We start from the raw sequence: 14,471 nt of genomic DNA, 5'->3' as shown, positions 1-14,471 counted from the left end.
CGATGCCGCTGTATCATACCGACGACCAGGCGATGCTCGCCGAAACCGCCCAGCAGTTCATGGGCGAGGAAGGCGCAATCGCCAAGCAGCTGCGCAAGTGGCGCGATCAGGGCTGCAAGGACGGCTTCGGCCACGACCTGTGGAAGCAGATGGCCGAGATGGGTTTCACCGGCCTGCTCGTGCCCGAAACCGACGGCGGCCTCGGCATGGGTCATGTCGAAGCGGGCATCGTGCTCGAGGAAATCGGCCGCAACCTGACCCCGTCTCCATTCCTGACAAGTTCGGTCATGGCGGCGACCGCGCTTGCTTCGGCCAGCGACGAGGCGCGCGGACGCTGGCTGCCGGGCCTGGTATCGGGCGAAAGCGTGTTCGCGGTTGCCATCGACGAGGGTGCCAAGCACCGTCCCGAGCGGATCGCGACGCGCGCCGAACGCTCGGGCAACGGGTTCAAGCTCTCGGGCAAGAAGGACTTCGTGGTCCACGGCGCCAGCGCCGACATGATAGTGGTGGCTGCGCGCACTTCGGGTGCCGATAACGACGAGGGGGGCGTGACGCTATTCGCGGTCCCGAAGGACGCGGCGGGATTGGGGCACAACTCGGTTCGGCTGGTCGACAGCTCGATGGCCAGCCATCTCACGCTCGACGGCGTGGAGCTCGACGGCGACGCGGTGATCGGTGAGGTCGACGGCGGGCGCGAAGTGCTCGGCCGGGTGCTCGATGCCGGGCGCGTCGGCGCGGCGGCGGAAGGCGTCGGAGTCGCGCGCGGAGCGATGGACCGCACGGTCGAATACCTCAAGCAGCGCAAGCAGTTCGGCCGGCTCATCGGGGAATTCCAGGCGCTCCAGCACCGCGCGGCGCACCTCTATTCCGAAGTCGAGATCGCCCGCGCGGTGGTCATCAAGGCGCAGCAGCTGCTCGATGCCGGCGCGGAGAACGCCAGCCTCATGGCTTCGGTCGCCAAGGCCAAGGTCGGCAAGGCGGCCGGGCTCGCGGTCAAGGAAGGCGTGCAGATGCACGGCGGCATCGGCATGACCGACGAATACGACATCGGCCTCTACATGAAGCGCGACCGCGCGCTCGCCGAGTTCATGGGCGACGTCTACTACCACGCCGACCGCGTCGCGCGGTTGAGCGGCTACTGATCCGGACTGCACCAATGACCCTCGAAGACCTGTTCAGCCTCAAAGGCCGCGTCGCGCTCGTCACCGGCGGCAGCCGCGGCATCGGCAAGATGATCGTCGAAGGCTTCCTCGCCGCCGGGATCGACCGGGTGTACATCTCGGCCCGCAAGATCCACGAGATCGAGGAAACCTGCGCCGAACTGGGCGATCGCGTCGTCGGCATCCAGGGCGATGTCTCCACCATTACCGGCATCGAAGCGCTGGTGGAGGAACTTTCCAGCCGCGAGAGCAAGCTCGACATCCTCGTCAACAATGCCGGCACCGCGTGGGGCGCCGATTACCTCGACTTCCCCGAAGCGGGCTGGGACAAGGTGATGGAGCTCAACGTGAAGTCGCCGTTCTTTCTCACCCAGCGATTGCACAAGCTGCTGACTGCCGCCGCGAGTGCCGAGCGCCCCGCCAAGGTGATCAATATCGCCAGCGTCGATGGCCTGCGGATCAACCCGTGGGAAACCTACAGCTACCAGGCATCGAAGGCTGCGCTCATCCACCTGACCCGCCGGATGGCTGCGCGGTTGGTGAAGGATAACGTCTACGTGACCGCGATCGCGCCGGGCGCCTTCCCGTCGAACATGAACAAGGTTGCGCGGGACCAGACGGAAAAATCCGCCCAGGGCATCCCGAACAAGCGTGTCGGCGACAAGTACGACATGGGCGGCAGCGCGGTGTATCTGGCCAGCCGGGCGGGAGACTACACCATCGGCGAGACGCTGACCGTCGATGGCGGTATCGTGAACGCCCATCTGCCGACCCACTTCGCCGATCCGGCCGGCGGCCTCTAGACCCCAGCGAGGACCTGTTCCCGCCGCGCCGGTCGCCGCAAATCACTTGCGGAACCGGCGCGCGGGTTTATTCGCCGTTCGAGGCCTGCACGGGAGCAGGCCGGGCAATCGACGGGAATCGGGGTCATCGTGCGTAGCAAGTTCGTCAATCTCGCGGGGGCGGCGGCGCTCTCCCTCATGCTGGCATCGTGTTTCGGCGGCGGCGATTCGTCTCCCACGCCATCCCCCACGCCCACTCCGACTCCCTCGCCAACCCCGACGCCGACCCCGACGCCTACCGCGGTGGTGTTCGACTTCACCAAGGCGTTTACTGCAAACGCCGCGAATACATCCTACAGCTATGCCTACTTCACGCCGACAGGCGGGGCGGAAACCTGGAGCGACGGCTCGCGCCGCGACGGTGCGAGCAAGATCACCTACACGGTCTCACCGGAAAGCGCCCAGTTCGCCTGGCCCGACAACGCCACGCTGACGAGCTTCGGCGCGGCCGACCTCAAGACTGCCGAGGCCACTCGCCGCGCTTACCGCAAGGGGACCGACGGTCTGGTGATGGAACTGCCGTTCCACCATGTCCTGCGCGTCACCTACGAAAGCACGCAGCCCTTCGTACTCGACACGAAGTCGGGTACCCTGCATGGGTTTCGCGTTTCGCTGTTTTTCAACCCTGTCACCGCGACCGGGGATATCACTGCGGATCGCGCTTATTCAGGCACGGCCCAGGTTGCCGGCGGCAAGACCGGCGTAACTCCGCCGGGAGTCTTCACCGCCGAGCCTGGCACCCTGACACTCACCGCCAGCACCAAGAAGATCGCCGGCACGATTCGCGTCTTCGAAACCGTGAACGGCAGTCCGGTGCTGCGCGCGGTCCTGCCCATTTCCGCCACGATCGGGACGGGCGGCGCCTTCGCGGGTGACATCAACGATGCCACCAATGGCTTCAAGGGCAAGTTTGTCGGCACGCTGGCAGGACCCGGGCGCGAAGAGGTGGTGCTGATCTTCAACGTCGCCCACACCGACGGGCGCGAGCTTATCGGATCGCTGATCGGCGGCTAAGGGTCGGGGAGGGCCCGGTCAGGCCGGTCGATCAGGCCGGCCCCGCCACCGTGGTCACAGCGGACTGGCCCATCAGCTCGCGGACGAAATCGATAATTCCCGTCTGCCGCCGGCGCTTGATCCGCTCGGCATGGAGGATTTCGCGCACCCGCGCGAAGCACAAATCCACGCTGTCGTTGATCACCACGTAATCGTAGGCGTCCCAGTGGCTGATCTCGGCCCGGGCGCGGTCCATTCGCGCCTGGATAACCGCCTCGCTGTCCTGGGCGCGGGCTTCAAGCCGTCGCCTCAGCTCGTCGATGCTCGGCGGCAGGATGAAAACCGGCACCACGTCCTGCTTGTCCTTCTGGATAAGCTGCTGCGTACCCTGCCAGTCGATATCGAACAGGAAATCCTGCCCCTCCTTCAGCGCCGCGCGGATGTGCCCCTTGGGCGTGCCGTAGCGGTGGCCGAAGACATGCGCCCACTCGTAGAAATCATCGTCCTCGACCATCCGGTCGAACTCCGCGTCGTCGACGAAGTGGTAATCCACCCCGTGGCGCTCCCCCGGGCGCATCGGACGGGTGGTGACCGAGACCGAAAGCTTGATCTCGGGATCGGCGGCCAGGAGCATGCGCGATATCGTCGTCTTCCCCGCCCCCGAGGGTGACGAGAGGACGAACATCAGGCCGCGCCGCCTGAGTGCATTGGGGAGAGCGTGTTCACCGGCCATGTGCGCACCTGCGCCAGCCGACCTTAACAAATCAACCCCTTCTGGCGAGGAAAGCCAGCCGGCTCAGTCCTTGGCCATCTTCGCGATGGTCCTGTCGCCCGATCGCCTGGCCTCGCGCTTGCTGCGGCTGCGATCGTAAAGCGTCTTCACCACCAGGCCGCCGCCGATCAGCACCGCACCGGGAATGGAACGGGTCGCGTACCGGGCAAGCAGTCCGGTAACGACGGTCTGCGCGATCGAGCGGTTTTCAACGATGGCCTTGGCCCCGTGCCCGCCATAGCGACCACGAAGAAGACCTTTTTCCACCGTGTGCCGCATCAGCCGGCCGCTGGCGCGCATGGCGACGTCCTGAATGATCAAGTTGGTGGCCGGATTGGGGCTGGGGCCGAAAACCTTGTCGCTTTCGCCCGTGGCGGTGGCGATCGCCTTGCCGCCGGCGTCGGTTACACTGCCCGAGGCTTCGGGCGCCTTGGCGGTGCTTTTACGGGCTGATTTGCGAACCATGACCGCTCCCTGTGTAAGGCGGTCCGGCCGCCAGGCTATTTCTTGCGGCCGAAATCGACCGTGACGACGTTCGAGCCGTCATCGCTTTCGGTAACGGCGTGCGCGCCCCCGCGTTCCGATCCGTCGTTTTCCGCCTCGTCATGCGTTTCAGGCATCATATCGGCGACGGTGGCCTGGAATTGCAGGCCGAAATCCACCGCAGGGTCGACGAACGCGGTTATCGCGCCGAACGGGATTTCCAGCTTTGCCGGAATCTGGTTGAAGGTCAGCCCTACCGAGAAGCCATCCTCTCCCACCTTCAGGTCCCAGAACTTGTTCTGGAGCACGATCGTCATCTCGTCGGAAAAACGCTCGCGCAGGTGAGGCGGGATGATCACCCCGGGCGCACCGGTCTTGAAAGTGATGTAGAAGTGATGATTCCCCGGCAGCGTTCCGCCGCTTTGTTCCACTTCGCCCAGCACGCGGCCAACCACTGCGCGCAGGGCTTCCTGCACGATCTCGTCATAAGGGATCAGGCTGTCGGGCGTGTCGTCGGTCATCCTCACAACTGGTGGCGGCGAGGCGCCGCCCGGTCAAGCGGGAATGCTTGCGCGCCGCCGGCCCGCGCGTATAGCGCCTGCCCATGCGCAGAGGCCTGATCGAACGCAACACCAGCGAGACAGCCATCCGGGTCGAGGTCGACCTCGACGGCACGGGTGCCTACGAAGTGTCCACCGGGATCGGCTTTCTCGACCACATGATCGAGCAGTTCAGCCGGCATTCGCTGATCGACCTGCGGATGAAGGTCGAGGGCGACCTGCACATCGACCAGCATCACACGACAGAGGACAGCGCGATCGCGCTCGGCCAGGCGCTCTTGCAGGCGCTCGGCGACAAGGGCGGCATCGGCCGCTACGGCCAGGCCTATTCGCCGATGGACGAGACGCTGGTCCGTGTCGCGCTGGACATCTCGGGGCGCCCCTACCTCGTCTGGCGGGCGGGCTTCAGCCAGGAAAAGCTGGGCGAATGGGACACCGAACTGGTCGAGCACTGGTTCCATTCGGTCGCCCAGGCCTGCGGGATCACCCTGCACGTCGAACTGCTCTACGGCAGCAACAACCACCATATCTGCGAGGCGATCTACAAGGGCTTCGCCCGCGCGATGCGGTCCGCGGCAGAGCTCGATCCGCGCAAGGGCGGCTCGGTGCCGAGCACCAAGGGACAGCTCGGTGGCTGAAGCGATCGCCCTGATCGATTACGGCGCAGGGAACATCCACTCGGTAAACAACGCACTGAAGGCCGCCGGGGCGGACCACGTCCACGTCACCGCCGATCCGGACATCGTCAGGGGGGCGCGGCGGATCGTGCTGCCGGGCGTGGGCTCCTTCAAGGCCTGCGCCGAGGGGCTTGCCGCCGTTCCCGGCCTGGTCGAGGCGCTGGAAGACCGCGTGCTGGAAGCGGGCGTACCGTTCCTTGGCGTGTGCGTGGGCATGCAGCTCCTCGCCACCCGCGGAGTCGAGCATGGCACCACCGCCGGCCTTGGCTGGATTCCGGGCGACGTCCTGCCGATCGAACGCACCGATCCCGCGATCAAGATACCGCACATGGGCTGGAACGACGTGCTGCCCATGCCTCACCGCGACGGGGCTGCGCTGGTGGAGCGCGGGGAAGCCTACTTCCTTCATTCCTATCATTTCGTGCCGGAAGAGGGCGAGAATATCGCCGCCATGACCGATCACGGTGGCGGACTGGTGGCGGCGGTGGCGCGCGACAATATCCTTGGCGTGCAGTTCCACCCGGAGAAAAGCCAGTCGTACGGCCTGTCGCTGCTGGAGCGCTTTTTGTCCTGGCGACCCTGAGGAACGGGAACGGGCGGGCGAGCCAGGGCGTCTCTTGCGCGAAGGAGTACCGCGCATGGCCGAAGCCGATCCGAAGAACCTTTCCGACGCCCACACCGAGATGCCCTCGCTGAAAGGGCGCAAGGCCGTCATCACCGGGGGAACCACCGGCATCGGCCGGGCAACCGCCGTCCTGCTGGCCAGTGAAGGCGTGGAAATCTTCACCTGCGGGCGTGACGAGCAGCACCTGGCCGACGGGCTCGAACGGATCAACGAAGTGGGCAAGGGCAGCGGCGTCGCGCTCGACCTTGCAAGGCGCGAGGAACTCGACCGGTTCTTCGACGAGGCCGAGAAGAAGCTCGGCAGCTACGACATCGCGATCATGAACGCGGCGATCCCGATCGACGCGCTGACCGAAATGAGCGCCGACGACCTCCGCTATGCCATCGCCACCGACTTCACCGCCTACCTCGCCGGCGCGCATCGCGCGGCCCAGCACATGAAGGACAAGGGCGACCTCGTGCTCGTCGGGTCGGTCAGCGCGCACGAGCTGGGCGGCAGCGGCCCCGTCTATGCCGGGATCAAGGCGGGCATCGCGGGATTTGCCGAAGCGCTGCGCAAGGAGCTTGGCCCCAAGGGCATCAAGGTCGGTTTCGTCGAACCCGCGCTGACCGGGGCTGACTTCCAGTACCCCGACATCCCGGCCGACAAGCAGCGTGAGATGATCAACGCGGAAAAGATGCTCCGTGCCGAGGACATCGCCGTCGGAGTCCATTTCATGCTCACCCAGCCCCGCCGGGCAGTGGTGCAGCAGATCGTGGTCTCGCAGCGGGTGTCCGAAGAAGAATGACTCAGTTCGCCGTTGATCGCCTCGTCCTCACCCCGGACGACATCGACCTTTCACGCTCGCCGCTCGCCGGGCATCTGGATGCCGAAACCTACGTCCTCGGCGCGTTCAATCCGGCGCTTACCCGGCTGCCGAACGGCAATCTCCTGATGATGGTGCGGATCGCGGAAGCCCTCCGCGAGCCGATCAGGGAGGGCAATGTCCATGCCATCCGTTGGGACGGCGACGGCGGGGGGCGCTTCGTGCTCGATCCCTGGCCGCTCCAGTTTGCCAATACCGCCGACCCGCGCAAGTTCGAGCTGACTGGTTATGGCTGGAAGGTCATGGCGTTGACTTCGCTGTCGTGGCTCCTGCCGGTCGAGCTGAGCCCCGATGGGCTGACCCGGATTGCGATCCACTACGACAAGGCGATCGCGCCGCAGGGCAGCTACCAGTGCTACGGGGTGGAGGACGCGCGGATCAGCCTGGTGAACGGCAAATACCTGATGACCACCTGTTCGGTCAGCCCCGAACGTCATTCCACTACGCTATACACGTCGAATGAAGCGCTTGATTGGCACTTCGAAGGCATCGTCCTCGATCACCAGAACAAGGACATGCTGATCTTCGAAGGGCTTATCGGCGATCGCTACTGGGCCCAGACCCGCCCGCTTGGCGCGCTCTTTTTCGCCTATCCCCCGGGCAGTCCGTGGCACGCCGGGCCCTCGATCAACCACGCCACCAGCCCGGATGCGCTGCACTGGAAGCCGCATATCGAACCCGCGATCCGCCCTCACGCAGGCACTGCCGCCACCGCTCGCATAGGCGGCGGCACGCCTCCCATACTGACCGAAGTGGCAGGGAAACGCGGTTGGCTGACCTTGTGGCACGGGGTGGAGCCGAAGGAGATCGTGGGCATCTACCGCACCTATTGGTCACTGCTCGACCCCCAGCAGCCATGGAAGGTGCTTGCGACCAGCCATCCTCCCCTGCTCGAGGCATCGCCCGAACTGACGGTTCCGCTCGAAGACCAGATGTATGTCCGTGACGTGGTGTTCACTACCGGCATCGTCGAGGAGGCCGATCATTTCATAGTCGCAAGCGGCGAAGCGGACCTGGCTTGCCGGATAACCCATATTCCGAAGGACGCGTTCGTACCGACGCCTGAATGATTGCGCGGAACAACGGCTGGCTTTACCGCGCGTGAAATGATCGTCTTCCCAGCCATCGACTTGAAGTCCGGCCAGGTGGTCCGCCTTGCCGAAGGCGACATGGCGCGGGCCACCGTCTACGGTGACGATCCCGTCGCCCAGGCGATGCTCTTCGCGGAGGCCGGCGCCGAGCACCTGCACGTGGTCGACCTCGATGGTTCTTTTGCAGGCCGCGCCGAGAACCGTTCCGCGGTCGAGGCGATCGTCGAGGCTTTTCCCGGGCATGTGCAACTCGGCGGGGGCATTCGCACGGCCGAGGCGGTCGTCGCCTGGTTCGAGCTCGGCGTATCGCGCATCGTCATGGGCACCGCTGCGCTGAAGGATCCCGATTTCGTGCGCGATATGGCGGCCGCCTTTCCTGGCGGGATCGTGGTGGCGGTCGATGCCAGGGACGGCATGGTGGCGACCGAAGGCTGGTCCGAGGTTTCGGACATGCCTGCGGTCGATCTGGCGCGCCGGTTCGAGGACGCGGGCGTGGCTTCGCTGCTGTTTACAGACATCGGTCGTGACGGGATGCTCAAGGGGTGCAACATCGACGCCACGGTCGATCTCGCTCGGCGGGTGGACATTCCGGTCATCGCCAGCGGCGGGGTCAAGGGCCTCGACGACATCCGCATGCTCGCCTTGCACGCCAGCGAAGGGATCGAGGGTGTGATCACCGGCCGGGCGCTTTATGACGGGCGTCTCGATCTTGCCACCGCGATCGCGATAGCGAACAAGGCATGAGGGTCCGTGCATGACCGTTCGCATCCGCGTCATACCCTGCCTCGATGTCGCCAACGGACGCGTGGTCAAAGGCGTGAATTTCGTCGACCTGAAGGACGCCGGAGACCCCGTCGAGCAGGCGAAAGCCTATGACGCCGCCGGAGCGGACGAGCTGTGCTTTCTCGATATCTCCGCCACTCACGAAGGACGCAGCACGCTGCTCGACGTGGTGCGGCGCACAGCCGAGGTCTGCTTCATGCCGCTCACCGTCGGCGGCGGCGTGCGTTCCGTCGAGGATGCACGGGCGTTACTGCTTGCCGGGGCGGACAAGATCGCGGTCAACTCCGCGGCCGTCGAACGGCCCGAGCTGGTGGCCGAGATCGCCGCCCGCTTCGGGAGCCAGTGCGTCGTCGCCTCGATCGATGCGCGGCGCAGCGGCGAAGGGTGGGAGATTTTCACTCATGGCGGCAGGAGAGCGACCGGGGTCGATGCCGTCCGGCATGCCATCAGGCTGGCGGAACTCGGGGCAGGCGAGCTGCTGGTCACGTCGATGGACGGAGACGGCACGCAGGCGGGGTATGACCTGGCGCTGATCCGCACGATCGCCGACGCGGTCAGCGTCCCCGTCATTGCCAGCGGCGGCGTGGGAACGCTGGAGCACCTCGTCGAGGGGGTAACCGAAGGCCATGCGAGCGCGGTGCTGGCCGCATCCATTTTCCACTTCGGCACACATTCCGTGGCGGAAGCGCACGATGCTTTGCGCGCCGCCGGGCTTGCAGCCCGCGCCTGAGTTGCGTCCCCCTGCGGGACAGCTCTCTCGTGGGCATTGGCAAGACTCGGCCGGAAGCGCTCTCATCGCCGGCGTGAAGTTCGCGATTTCCTTGATGTTGCTTGGTTTCGCCACCCCGGCGCTGGCGGCAGGGGCGGCGGTGCCCGAACCGTCGGCGATGGCGTTGTTCGGCCTGGGCGTGCTCGGGGTGATCGTGGGCAGGCGCAGCGCGCGCGGGAAGCGCGACTGATCGCTTGACCTTGCCGTGGGGCTTTGGCCATGCGGCGGCGATGGACACTCTCTTGCGCCTCGAGCACACGATCGCCGCCCGCCTCGCTTCGGGTGAGCCTGGCTCGAGCTATGTCGCGCAGCTTCACGCGCGCGGCCTTCCCGTAATTGCCCGAAAGCTGGGCGAGGAAGCCGTGGAGGCGATCGTTGCCGCGCTCGGGCCGGAACGCGGCGATCTCGTCGGGGAAGCTGCCGACGTCCTGTTCCACCTGCTCGTCCTGCTTGCCGCGAAGGACGTGCCCCTCGCCGAAGTGCTTGCCGAGCTCGATCGCCGCGAAGGCACCTCGGGCCTCGACGAGAAAGCCAGCCGGAGCGCCTGATGCCGATCGACCCGACGCAGCCTTACGACGACGCCAACATCTTCGCGAAAATCCTGCGGGGGGAAATCCCGGCGAACAGGGTGTACGAGGACGAATGGACCCTGGCGTTCCACGACATCGCACCGCAGGCGCCGGTCCACATTCTCGTTGTGCCGAAGGGTAATTATGTCAGCTGGGACGATTTCTCGGCCAAGGCATCCGACGCCGAGATTGCCGGTTTCGCGCGGGCGATCGGCCACGTGGCGCGTGAGGCCGGGCTGGTGGAGGCTGGATATCGGGTGCTCTACAACATCGGTCGCAACGGCGGTCAGGAGGTCCCTCACCTTCATGCGCACATCTTTGGCGGGCGGCCATTGGGACGGATGGTCGGCTGAGCGGCACCGGCTGACTTTCGGCAGGTTGCCAGCCGACTCGCGTCAGGGCTAAGGCCCCTCGCGATGAGCGAGCAGCCTCAACCTCCCGGCGGCGTGATCGACGGGCCGCGCCATTTGTTCGCGGTGCGCGCCTATTACGAAGACACGGATCTTTCGGGGATCGTCTATCATGCCAACTACCTGCGCTGGTTCGAACGGGCGCGGAGCGACCTCCTGCGCGTGCTCGGCATCGATCAGCGCGCAGCGGTTGAAGCCGGCGAGGGCGCCTACGCGGTGGCCGACCTGCATATCCGCTACGCCCGTCCAGCGCGGCTGGACGATGCGGTGCTTATCGAGACCCGCTGCGTCGAGCTTGGGGCGGCCAGCGTGAAGATCCGCCAGCGCGCAACCCGCGACGGCGAACTGCTCGCCGAGCAGACGGCCCGCGTCGGCTTCATCGATCCCGCCGGCCGTCCGCGCCGGCAGCCCGCCGCGTGGCGCGCGGCGTTTGCCCAATTTTCAGAAAGTGCCGAATGACACAGCTTGAAATACTCGCCGCGGCCGGCGCAGCACCGGGCCGCCTCAATCCGGTTCAACTGTTCCTCGATGCCGACATCGTCGTCCAGGCAGTGATGATCGGCCTGTTATTGGCGAGCGTGTGGACCTGGATGATCATTGTCAGCTTCTCGCTGCGGATGGGCGCGGTGCGACGCCGCTGCCGTGATTACGAGGACGACTTCTGGCAGGCGGAAAACTTCGACGCGCTGATGAAGGAGCGCGGCAAGAAGGACATCGCCAGCGCCCGCGTCGCCGCCGCGGGAATGCGCGAATGGCGCCACTCGACCAAGGGCGGCCGGGTGATAGACCGCGACGGACTGCGCCAGCGCCTTGCTGCGACGATGGAGAGCCAGGTTTCGGCGGAGGCCGATGAACTGTCGAACCGCCTCAATTTCCTGGCCACGGTCGGCTCGGTGGCGCCCTTCGTGGGTCTGTTCGGCACCGTCTGGGGCATCATGAACAGCTTCTTCCAGATCGGGCAGCAGCAGAACTCCTCTCTGGCGGTGGTCGCGCCGGGCATCTCGGAAGCGCTGTTCGCCACCGCGATCGGCCTGTTCGCCGCGATCCCCGCGGTGATCGCCTACAACCGCTTCAGCCATTCGGTGAACGGCCTGGAGGGACGCTTGCAGCGCTTTGCCGATCGCCTGCACGGCAGCCTCAGCCGCGAGCTGGAGACCCTCTGACGATGGCGATGGGCCTGCATGCGAAGCGTCGCGGACGGCGCGGCCGGGCGCCGATGGCGGAAATAAACGTCACGCCGCTGGTCGACGTCATGCTGGTGCTGCTGATCATCTTCATGGTCACCGCGCCGCTGCTCACCGCGGGCGTCCCGATCGAACTTCCGGACAGCCGGGCGAATGCGATCGACCAGGATCCCAAGCAGGTGACGATCTCGATCGACCGCAAGGGCTACATCTTCATCGACAAGGAGCAGGTGCCGATCGGCGGGTTTCCGGATGCACTCGCGCGGCTCGGGCAGGGCGGGGGAGAGCCACCTGTCGTGACGCTCCGCGCTGACAAGTCGCTCGATTACGGGCGGGTGATGGCGGTGATGGGCGAGCTGAACCGTGGCGGGTTCAACTCGATCTCGCTGGTCACCAACAGTTCAGTCTCGGCGCCATAGCCCCGCGGCTACGATGGTTCTTGCCGATCTCCGCCGCGAAGAACGCATTGGCCTTGGCATCGCGCTGGCGCTGCACGTGGCGCTCGCCGCCGCGCTGCTGGTCCAGCCGGCAAACCGCAAGCCGCTGCCGCCGGTCGAGAAGATGACGGTCAATCTTTCGACCGAAGTCGGTCTCGAAGCGACGGCTCCGGAGCCTGTGCCGGAAAGCGCCGCCGCGATCGCGCCGACATTGGCTCCCGAGCCCGCGCCACCCGTCGAAGCCGCGCCGCAGCCTGAAATTGCCAGGCCCGTAGAGGCTCCACGCCCGGTCGCCACGACGCCGCCCAAACCCAGGCCCGTTCCGCGCGCTACCGCCGCCCCAAGGCCCAGACAAACGACGTCCTCGAGCGAACCCCGTCGCCGTCCGGATGCTCCGGCGAGCAAGACGCGTTCGACGCCGAAACCCGTCGCCAAGCCGAAGCCGGCCGGTGGAAGCCGGATCGGGGCGGACTTCCTGCCGGGCGCGGGGAGCAGTACCACCACCCGCGAAACGCGCACGCCCGCAAACCAGATCGGAGCCAGCGCCAAGGCGAGCCTGTTTCAGGCTGTAGCCCGCCAGCTGCGCCCCAAGTGGCAGCCGCCGAGCGGTCCTGACGTCGAGGAACTGGTGACCAAGGTGCGTTTCCGGCTCAATCCCGATGGCAGTCTTGCAGGTCGACCTGAGATCGTGCGGCAGAGCGGAATAAACGAGACGAACCAGCCGCAGGCAGGGCGTCACGGAGAGCTCGCCATCCGCGCTGTCCAACTTGCCGCGCCGTTCGATCTGCCGGAAGAATATTACGAGGCCTGGAAGGTCGTCACCGTCGATTTCGATTGGAAGCTATCGCAATGAAGAAGACATTCGCCGCTCTCCTGATGCTGACTGTATCCCTGCCTGTGGCCGCGCAGGACCTGGGCCAGAAACCGCCGAGCGATACGCCGGTGGAAGTGACCGAGGAGGAGGGGCTCTCCGGCTCGGTGAGCTTCGAGGGCAACCTCGAAGACCTCGGCATCGCGATCCCGTCGTTCGCCACGGACCGCGATGCGCCGACCCCAGCCAATTCCGGCGGCACCGCTGCCCTGGGACGCGAGCTGGCCCAGGTCGTGTACAACGATCTGAAGAACAACGGGTTGTTCAAGCCGGTCGGCCCATCGGCACTGCCCCAGCCGAGCTTCGGGGAGATCACCGCACCCGCGTGGGGCATCTGGTCGGGCCGCAGCGCCGAAATGCTGGTCGAAGGCTACGTCCGCGCCGGGGCGGACGGCCGGTTGACGGTCGGCTGCTACCTGTACGACGTGCAACTTCAAAAGGAACTGGCCCGGGCCGGATGGGTCGTACCTCCGGCAGACTGGCGGCGCGCCGCTCACAAGTGCGCGGACCTGGTGTATTCGCGACTGTCCGGCGAAAGCCCGTTCTTCGACAGCCGGATCGCCTATATCGCCGAGACCGGACCCAAGGGGAACCGGGTCAAGCGGCTGGCGATCATGGATTCGGATGGGGCCAACCACCGCTTCATCACCAACGGCCGGGCGACCGCGCTCACGCCCCGGTATTCGCCGGACTACCGCAAGCTGATGTACCTTTCGTACGTGGACAAGAACCCGCGCATCTATGTCTACGACATCGGTACCGGGCGGCAGACACTTGTGACCCAATCCACCAATCCGACATTCGCGCCGCGCTGGTCGCCCGACGGAAAGTGGGTGCTCTATTCGATGGCGGTGGCGGGCAATACCGACATCTACCGCGTGTCGGCGCAGGGTGGGCAGAGTGTCCGCCTGACCGACACTCCCGGCATCGACATTGGTGGCTCCTATTCGCCCGATGGCAGGCAGATCGTGTTCGAAAGCGACCGTTCCGGCAGCCAGCAGTGCTATGTGATGAACGCCGACGGATCGAACCAGCGGCGGATCAGCTTCGGCGGTGGACGGTGCGCGACGCCGGAATGGAGCCCGCGCGGCGACCAGATCGCCTTCACCAACGCGAGCAGCTTCAACATTTCGGTCATGAACCCCTCTGGCGGTGGCGTCCGCACCCTGACGCATGGCTGGCAGGACGAAGCGCCCACCTGGGCGCCGAACGGGCGGGTCATCCAGTTCTTCCGCACCGAGCGGAATACGGGCAAGACAGCACTTTACCAGGTCGATCTGACCGGTCGAAACGAACGCCGCCTCGCGACTCCGGTCGATGGTTCGGACCCCGCCTGGGGACCGATCCTGCCATAAGCGCATTCGATCCACTGACACGAAA

Annotated in this window: 20 protein-coding genes; 17 read left to right on the top strand and 3 right to left on the bottom strand. The window is 65.9% G+C overall.

Translation table 11 applies throughout. The features are described from left to right. The first annotated feature begins 2 nt into the window (after window positions 1-2). The 3 genes from IEW58_RS08175 to IEW58_RS08165 all read left to right on the top strand — a co-directional run bounded on the left by IEW58_RS08175 (window position 3) and on the right by IEW58_RS08165 (window position 3,016). On the top strand, window positions 3-1,142 hold the full coding sequence (locus IEW58_RS08175) for an acyl-CoA dehydrogenase family protein (protein WP_188644664.1): 1,140 nt from the start codon (window positions 3-5) through the stop codon (window positions 1,140-1,142). A gap of 14 nt (window positions 1,143-1,156) precedes the next feature. Next, window positions 1,157-1,963, top strand: a complete 807-nt coding sequence (locus IEW58_RS08170) for an SDR family oxidoreductase (RefSeq protein WP_188644663.1) — start codon at window positions 1,157-1,159, stop codon at window positions 1,961-1,963. Between the two features lie 129 nt (window positions 1,964-2,092). Beyond that, entirely contained in the window at window positions 2,093-3,016 is a 924-nt protein-coding gene (locus IEW58_RS08165) for a hypothetical protein (protein WP_188645844.1), read from the top strand. Between the two features lie 31 nt (window positions 3,017-3,047). Here IEW58_RS08165 and gmk read toward each other — a convergent pair whose 3' ends face one another. The 3 genes from gmk to IEW58_RS08150 form a co-directional block, all read right to left on the bottom strand. Continuing rightward, a complete protein-coding gene (gene gmk, locus IEW58_RS08160) occupies window positions 3,048-3,728 on the bottom strand; it encodes a guanylate kinase (protein WP_188644662.1) in 681 nt (226 codons plus the stop codon). A 63-nt stretch (window positions 3,729-3,791) separates the two neighbouring features. Beyond that, window positions 3,792-4,232, bottom strand: coding sequence for a hypothetical protein (locus IEW58_RS08155; protein WP_229658512.1), 441 nt, complete (start codon window positions 4,230-4,232; stop codon window positions 3,792-3,794). 35 nt (window positions 4,233-4,267) lie between these two features. Then, window positions 4,268-4,771, bottom strand: coding sequence for an SspB family protein (locus tag IEW58_RS08150; protein ID WP_188644661.1), 504 nt, complete (start codon window positions 4,769-4,771; stop codon window positions 4,268-4,270). A gap of 83 nt (window positions 4,772-4,854) precedes the next feature. Between IEW58_RS08150 and hisB the strand changes: the two genes are divergently transcribed. From hisB to tolB, 14 genes are all read left to right on the top strand, one after another. Then, a complete protein-coding gene (hisB, locus tag IEW58_RS08145; protein ID WP_188644660.1) occupies window positions 4,855-5,448 on the top strand; it encodes an imidazoleglycerol-phosphate dehydratase HisB in 594 nt (197 codons plus the stop codon). Continuing rightward, window positions 5,441-6,070, top strand: coding sequence for an imidazole glycerol phosphate synthase subunit HisH (hisH, locus tag IEW58_RS08140; RefSeq protein ID WP_188644659.1), 630 nt, complete (start codon window positions 5,441-5,443; stop codon window positions 6,068-6,070). Before hisB ends, hisH begins: the two co-directional genes overlap by 8 nt. Before the next feature lie 55 nt (window positions 6,071-6,125). Next, complete coding sequence (locus tag IEW58_RS08135) at window positions 6,126-6,899, top strand: SDR family oxidoreductase (RefSeq protein ID WP_188644658.1); 774 nt, start codon at window positions 6,126-6,128, stop codon at window positions 6,897-6,899. After that, on the top strand, window positions 6,896-8,047 hold the full coding sequence (locus IEW58_RS08130) for a glycoside hydrolase family 130 protein (protein ID WP_188644657.1): 1,152 nt from the start codon (window positions 6,896-6,898) through the stop codon (window positions 8,045-8,047). The genes IEW58_RS08135 and IEW58_RS08130 overlap by 4 nt, the downstream gene beginning before the upstream one ends. Before the next feature lie 36 nt (window positions 8,048-8,083). Beyond that, window positions 8,084-8,812 carry a 1-(5-phosphoribosyl)-5-[(5-phosphoribosylamino)methylideneamino]imidazole-4-carboxamide isomerase gene (gene hisA, locus IEW58_RS08125; RefSeq protein ID WP_188644656.1) on the top strand — a complete coding sequence of 243 codons (729 nt, stop codon included), beginning with the start codon at window positions 8,084-8,086 and terminating at the stop codon, window positions 8,810-8,812. Between the two features lie 10 nt (window positions 8,813-8,822). After that, window positions 8,823-9,581, top strand: coding sequence for an imidazole glycerol phosphate synthase subunit HisF (hisF, locus tag IEW58_RS08120; RefSeq protein WP_188644655.1), 759 nt, complete (start codon window positions 8,823-8,825; stop codon window positions 9,579-9,581). Between the two features lie 73 nt (window positions 9,582-9,654). Beyond that, window positions 9,655-9,810: a PEP-CTERM sorting domain-containing protein gene (locus tag IEW58_RS08115; protein WP_229658511.1), complete on the top strand. Its 156-nt coding sequence runs from the start codon at window positions 9,655-9,657 to the stop codon at window positions 9,808-9,810. Window positions 9,811-9,850: 40 nt separating this feature from the next. Beyond that, entirely contained in the window at window positions 9,851-10,168 is a 318-nt protein-coding gene (locus tag IEW58_RS08110; protein ID WP_188644654.1) for a phosphoribosyl-ATP diphosphatase, read from the top strand. Continuing rightward, window positions 10,168-10,542, top strand: coding sequence for a histidine triad nucleotide-binding protein (locus IEW58_RS08105; RefSeq protein WP_188644653.1), 375 nt, complete (start codon window positions 10,168-10,170; stop codon window positions 10,540-10,542). Before IEW58_RS08110 ends, IEW58_RS08105 begins: the two co-directional genes overlap by 1 nt. A gap of 63 nt (window positions 10,543-10,605) precedes the next feature. Then, the gene (locus IEW58_RS08100; protein WP_188644652.1) at window positions 10,606-11,058 is read left to right on the top strand and encodes a YbgC/FadM family acyl-CoA thioesterase; all 453 of its coding nucleotides are present in this window, start codon (window positions 10,606-10,608) and stop codon (window positions 11,056-11,058) included. After that, window positions 11,055-11,762, top strand: a complete 708-nt coding sequence (tolQ, locus tag IEW58_RS08095) for a protein TolQ (RefSeq protein WP_188644651.1) — start codon at window positions 11,055-11,057, stop codon at window positions 11,760-11,762. Before IEW58_RS08100 ends, tolQ begins: the two co-directional genes overlap by 4 nt. Window positions 11,763-11,764: 2 nt before the next feature. Further along, window positions 11,765-12,202, top strand: coding sequence for an ExbD/TolR family protein (locus tag IEW58_RS08090; RefSeq protein WP_188644650.1), 438 nt, complete (start codon window positions 11,765-11,767; stop codon window positions 12,200-12,202). 13 nt (window positions 12,203-12,215) lie between these two features. Beyond that, window positions 12,216-13,073, top strand: coding sequence for a cell envelope integrity protein TolA (tolA, locus tag IEW58_RS08085; protein ID WP_188644649.1), 858 nt, complete (start codon window positions 12,216-12,218; stop codon window positions 13,071-13,073). Continuing rightward, the gene (gene tolB, locus IEW58_RS08080; RefSeq protein ID WP_188644648.1) at window positions 13,070-14,446 is read left to right on the top strand and encodes a Tol-Pal system beta propeller repeat protein TolB; all 1,377 of its coding nucleotides are present in this window, start codon (window positions 13,070-13,072) and stop codon (window positions 14,444-14,446) included. The genes tolA and tolB overlap by 4 nt, the downstream gene beginning before the upstream one ends. The last annotated feature ends 25 nt before the right edge of the window (window positions 14,447-14,471 follow it).

The sequence above is a fragment of the Tsuneonella deserti genome, assembly GCF_014644315.1.
Classification (GTDB): Bacteria; Pseudomonadota; Alphaproteobacteria; order Sphingomonadales; family Sphingomonadaceae; genus Tsuneonella; species Tsuneonella deserti.
This window is presented reverse-complemented; position numbering and strand designations above follow the sequence as displayed.

Bases quoted from the DNA above. Each gene is read 5' to 3' on its own strand.
- IEW58_RS08135 (WP_188644658.1), top strand. From the start codon at position 6,126: ATGGCCGAAGCCGATCCGAAGAACCTTTCCGACGCCCACACCGAGATG.
- IEW58_RS08170 (WP_188644663.1), top strand. From the start codon at position 1,157: ATGACCCTCGAAGACCTGTTCAGCCTCAAAGGCCGCGTCGCGCTCGTC.
- IEW58_RS08150 (WP_188644661.1), bottom strand. From the start codon at position 4,771: ATGACCGACGACACGCCCGACAGCCTGATCCCTTATGACGAGATCGTG.
- IEW58_RS08155 (WP_229658512.1), bottom strand. From the start codon at position 4,232: ATGGTTCGCAAATCAGCCCGTAAAAGCACCGCCAAGGCGCCCGAAGCC.
- IEW58_RS08105 (WP_188644653.1), top strand. From the start codon at position 10,168: ATGCCGATCGACCCGACGCAGCCTTACGACGACGCCAACATCTTCGCG.
- hisB (WP_188644660.1), top strand. From the start codon at position 4,855: ATGCGCAGAGGCCTGATCGAACGCAACACCAGCGAGACAGCCATCCGG.
- IEW58_RS08130 (WP_188644657.1), top strand. From the start codon at position 6,896: ATGACTCAGTTCGCCGTTGATCGCCTCGTCCTCACCCCGGACGACATC.
- gmk (WP_188644662.1), bottom strand. From the start codon at position 3,728: ATGGCCGGTGAACACGCTCTCCCCAATGCACTCAGGCGGCGCGGCCTG.
- IEW58_RS08110 (WP_188644654.1), top strand. From the start codon at position 9,851: ATGGACACTCTCTTGCGCCTCGAGCACACGATCGCCGCCCGCCTCGCT.
- tolB (WP_188644648.1), top strand. From the start codon at position 13,070: ATGAAGAAGACATTCGCCGCTCTCCTGATGCTGACTGTATCCCTGCCT.
- hisF (WP_188644655.1), top strand. From the start codon at position 8,823: ATGACCGTTCGCATCCGCGTCATACCCTGCCTCGATGTCGCCAACGGA.
- IEW58_RS08090 (WP_188644650.1), top strand. From the start codon at position 11,765: ATGGCGATGGGCCTGCATGCGAAGCGTCGCGGACGGCGCGGCCGGGCG.
- IEW58_RS08100 (WP_188644652.1), top strand. From the start codon at position 10,606: ATGAGCGAGCAGCCTCAACCTCCCGGCGGCGTGATCGACGGGCCGCGC.
- tolQ (WP_188644651.1), top strand. From the start codon at position 11,055: ATGACACAGCTTGAAATACTCGCCGCGGCCGGCGCAGCACCGGGCCGC.
- hisA (WP_188644656.1), top strand. From the start codon at position 8,084: ATGATCGTCTTCCCAGCCATCGACTTGAAGTCCGGCCAGGTGGTCCGC.
- tolA (WP_188644649.1), top strand. From the start codon at position 12,216: ATGGTTCTTGCCGATCTCCGCCGCGAAGAACGCATTGGCCTTGGCATC.
- IEW58_RS08175 (WP_188644664.1), top strand. From the start codon at position 3: ATGCCGCTGTATCATACCGACGACCAGGCGATGCTCGCCGAAACCGCC.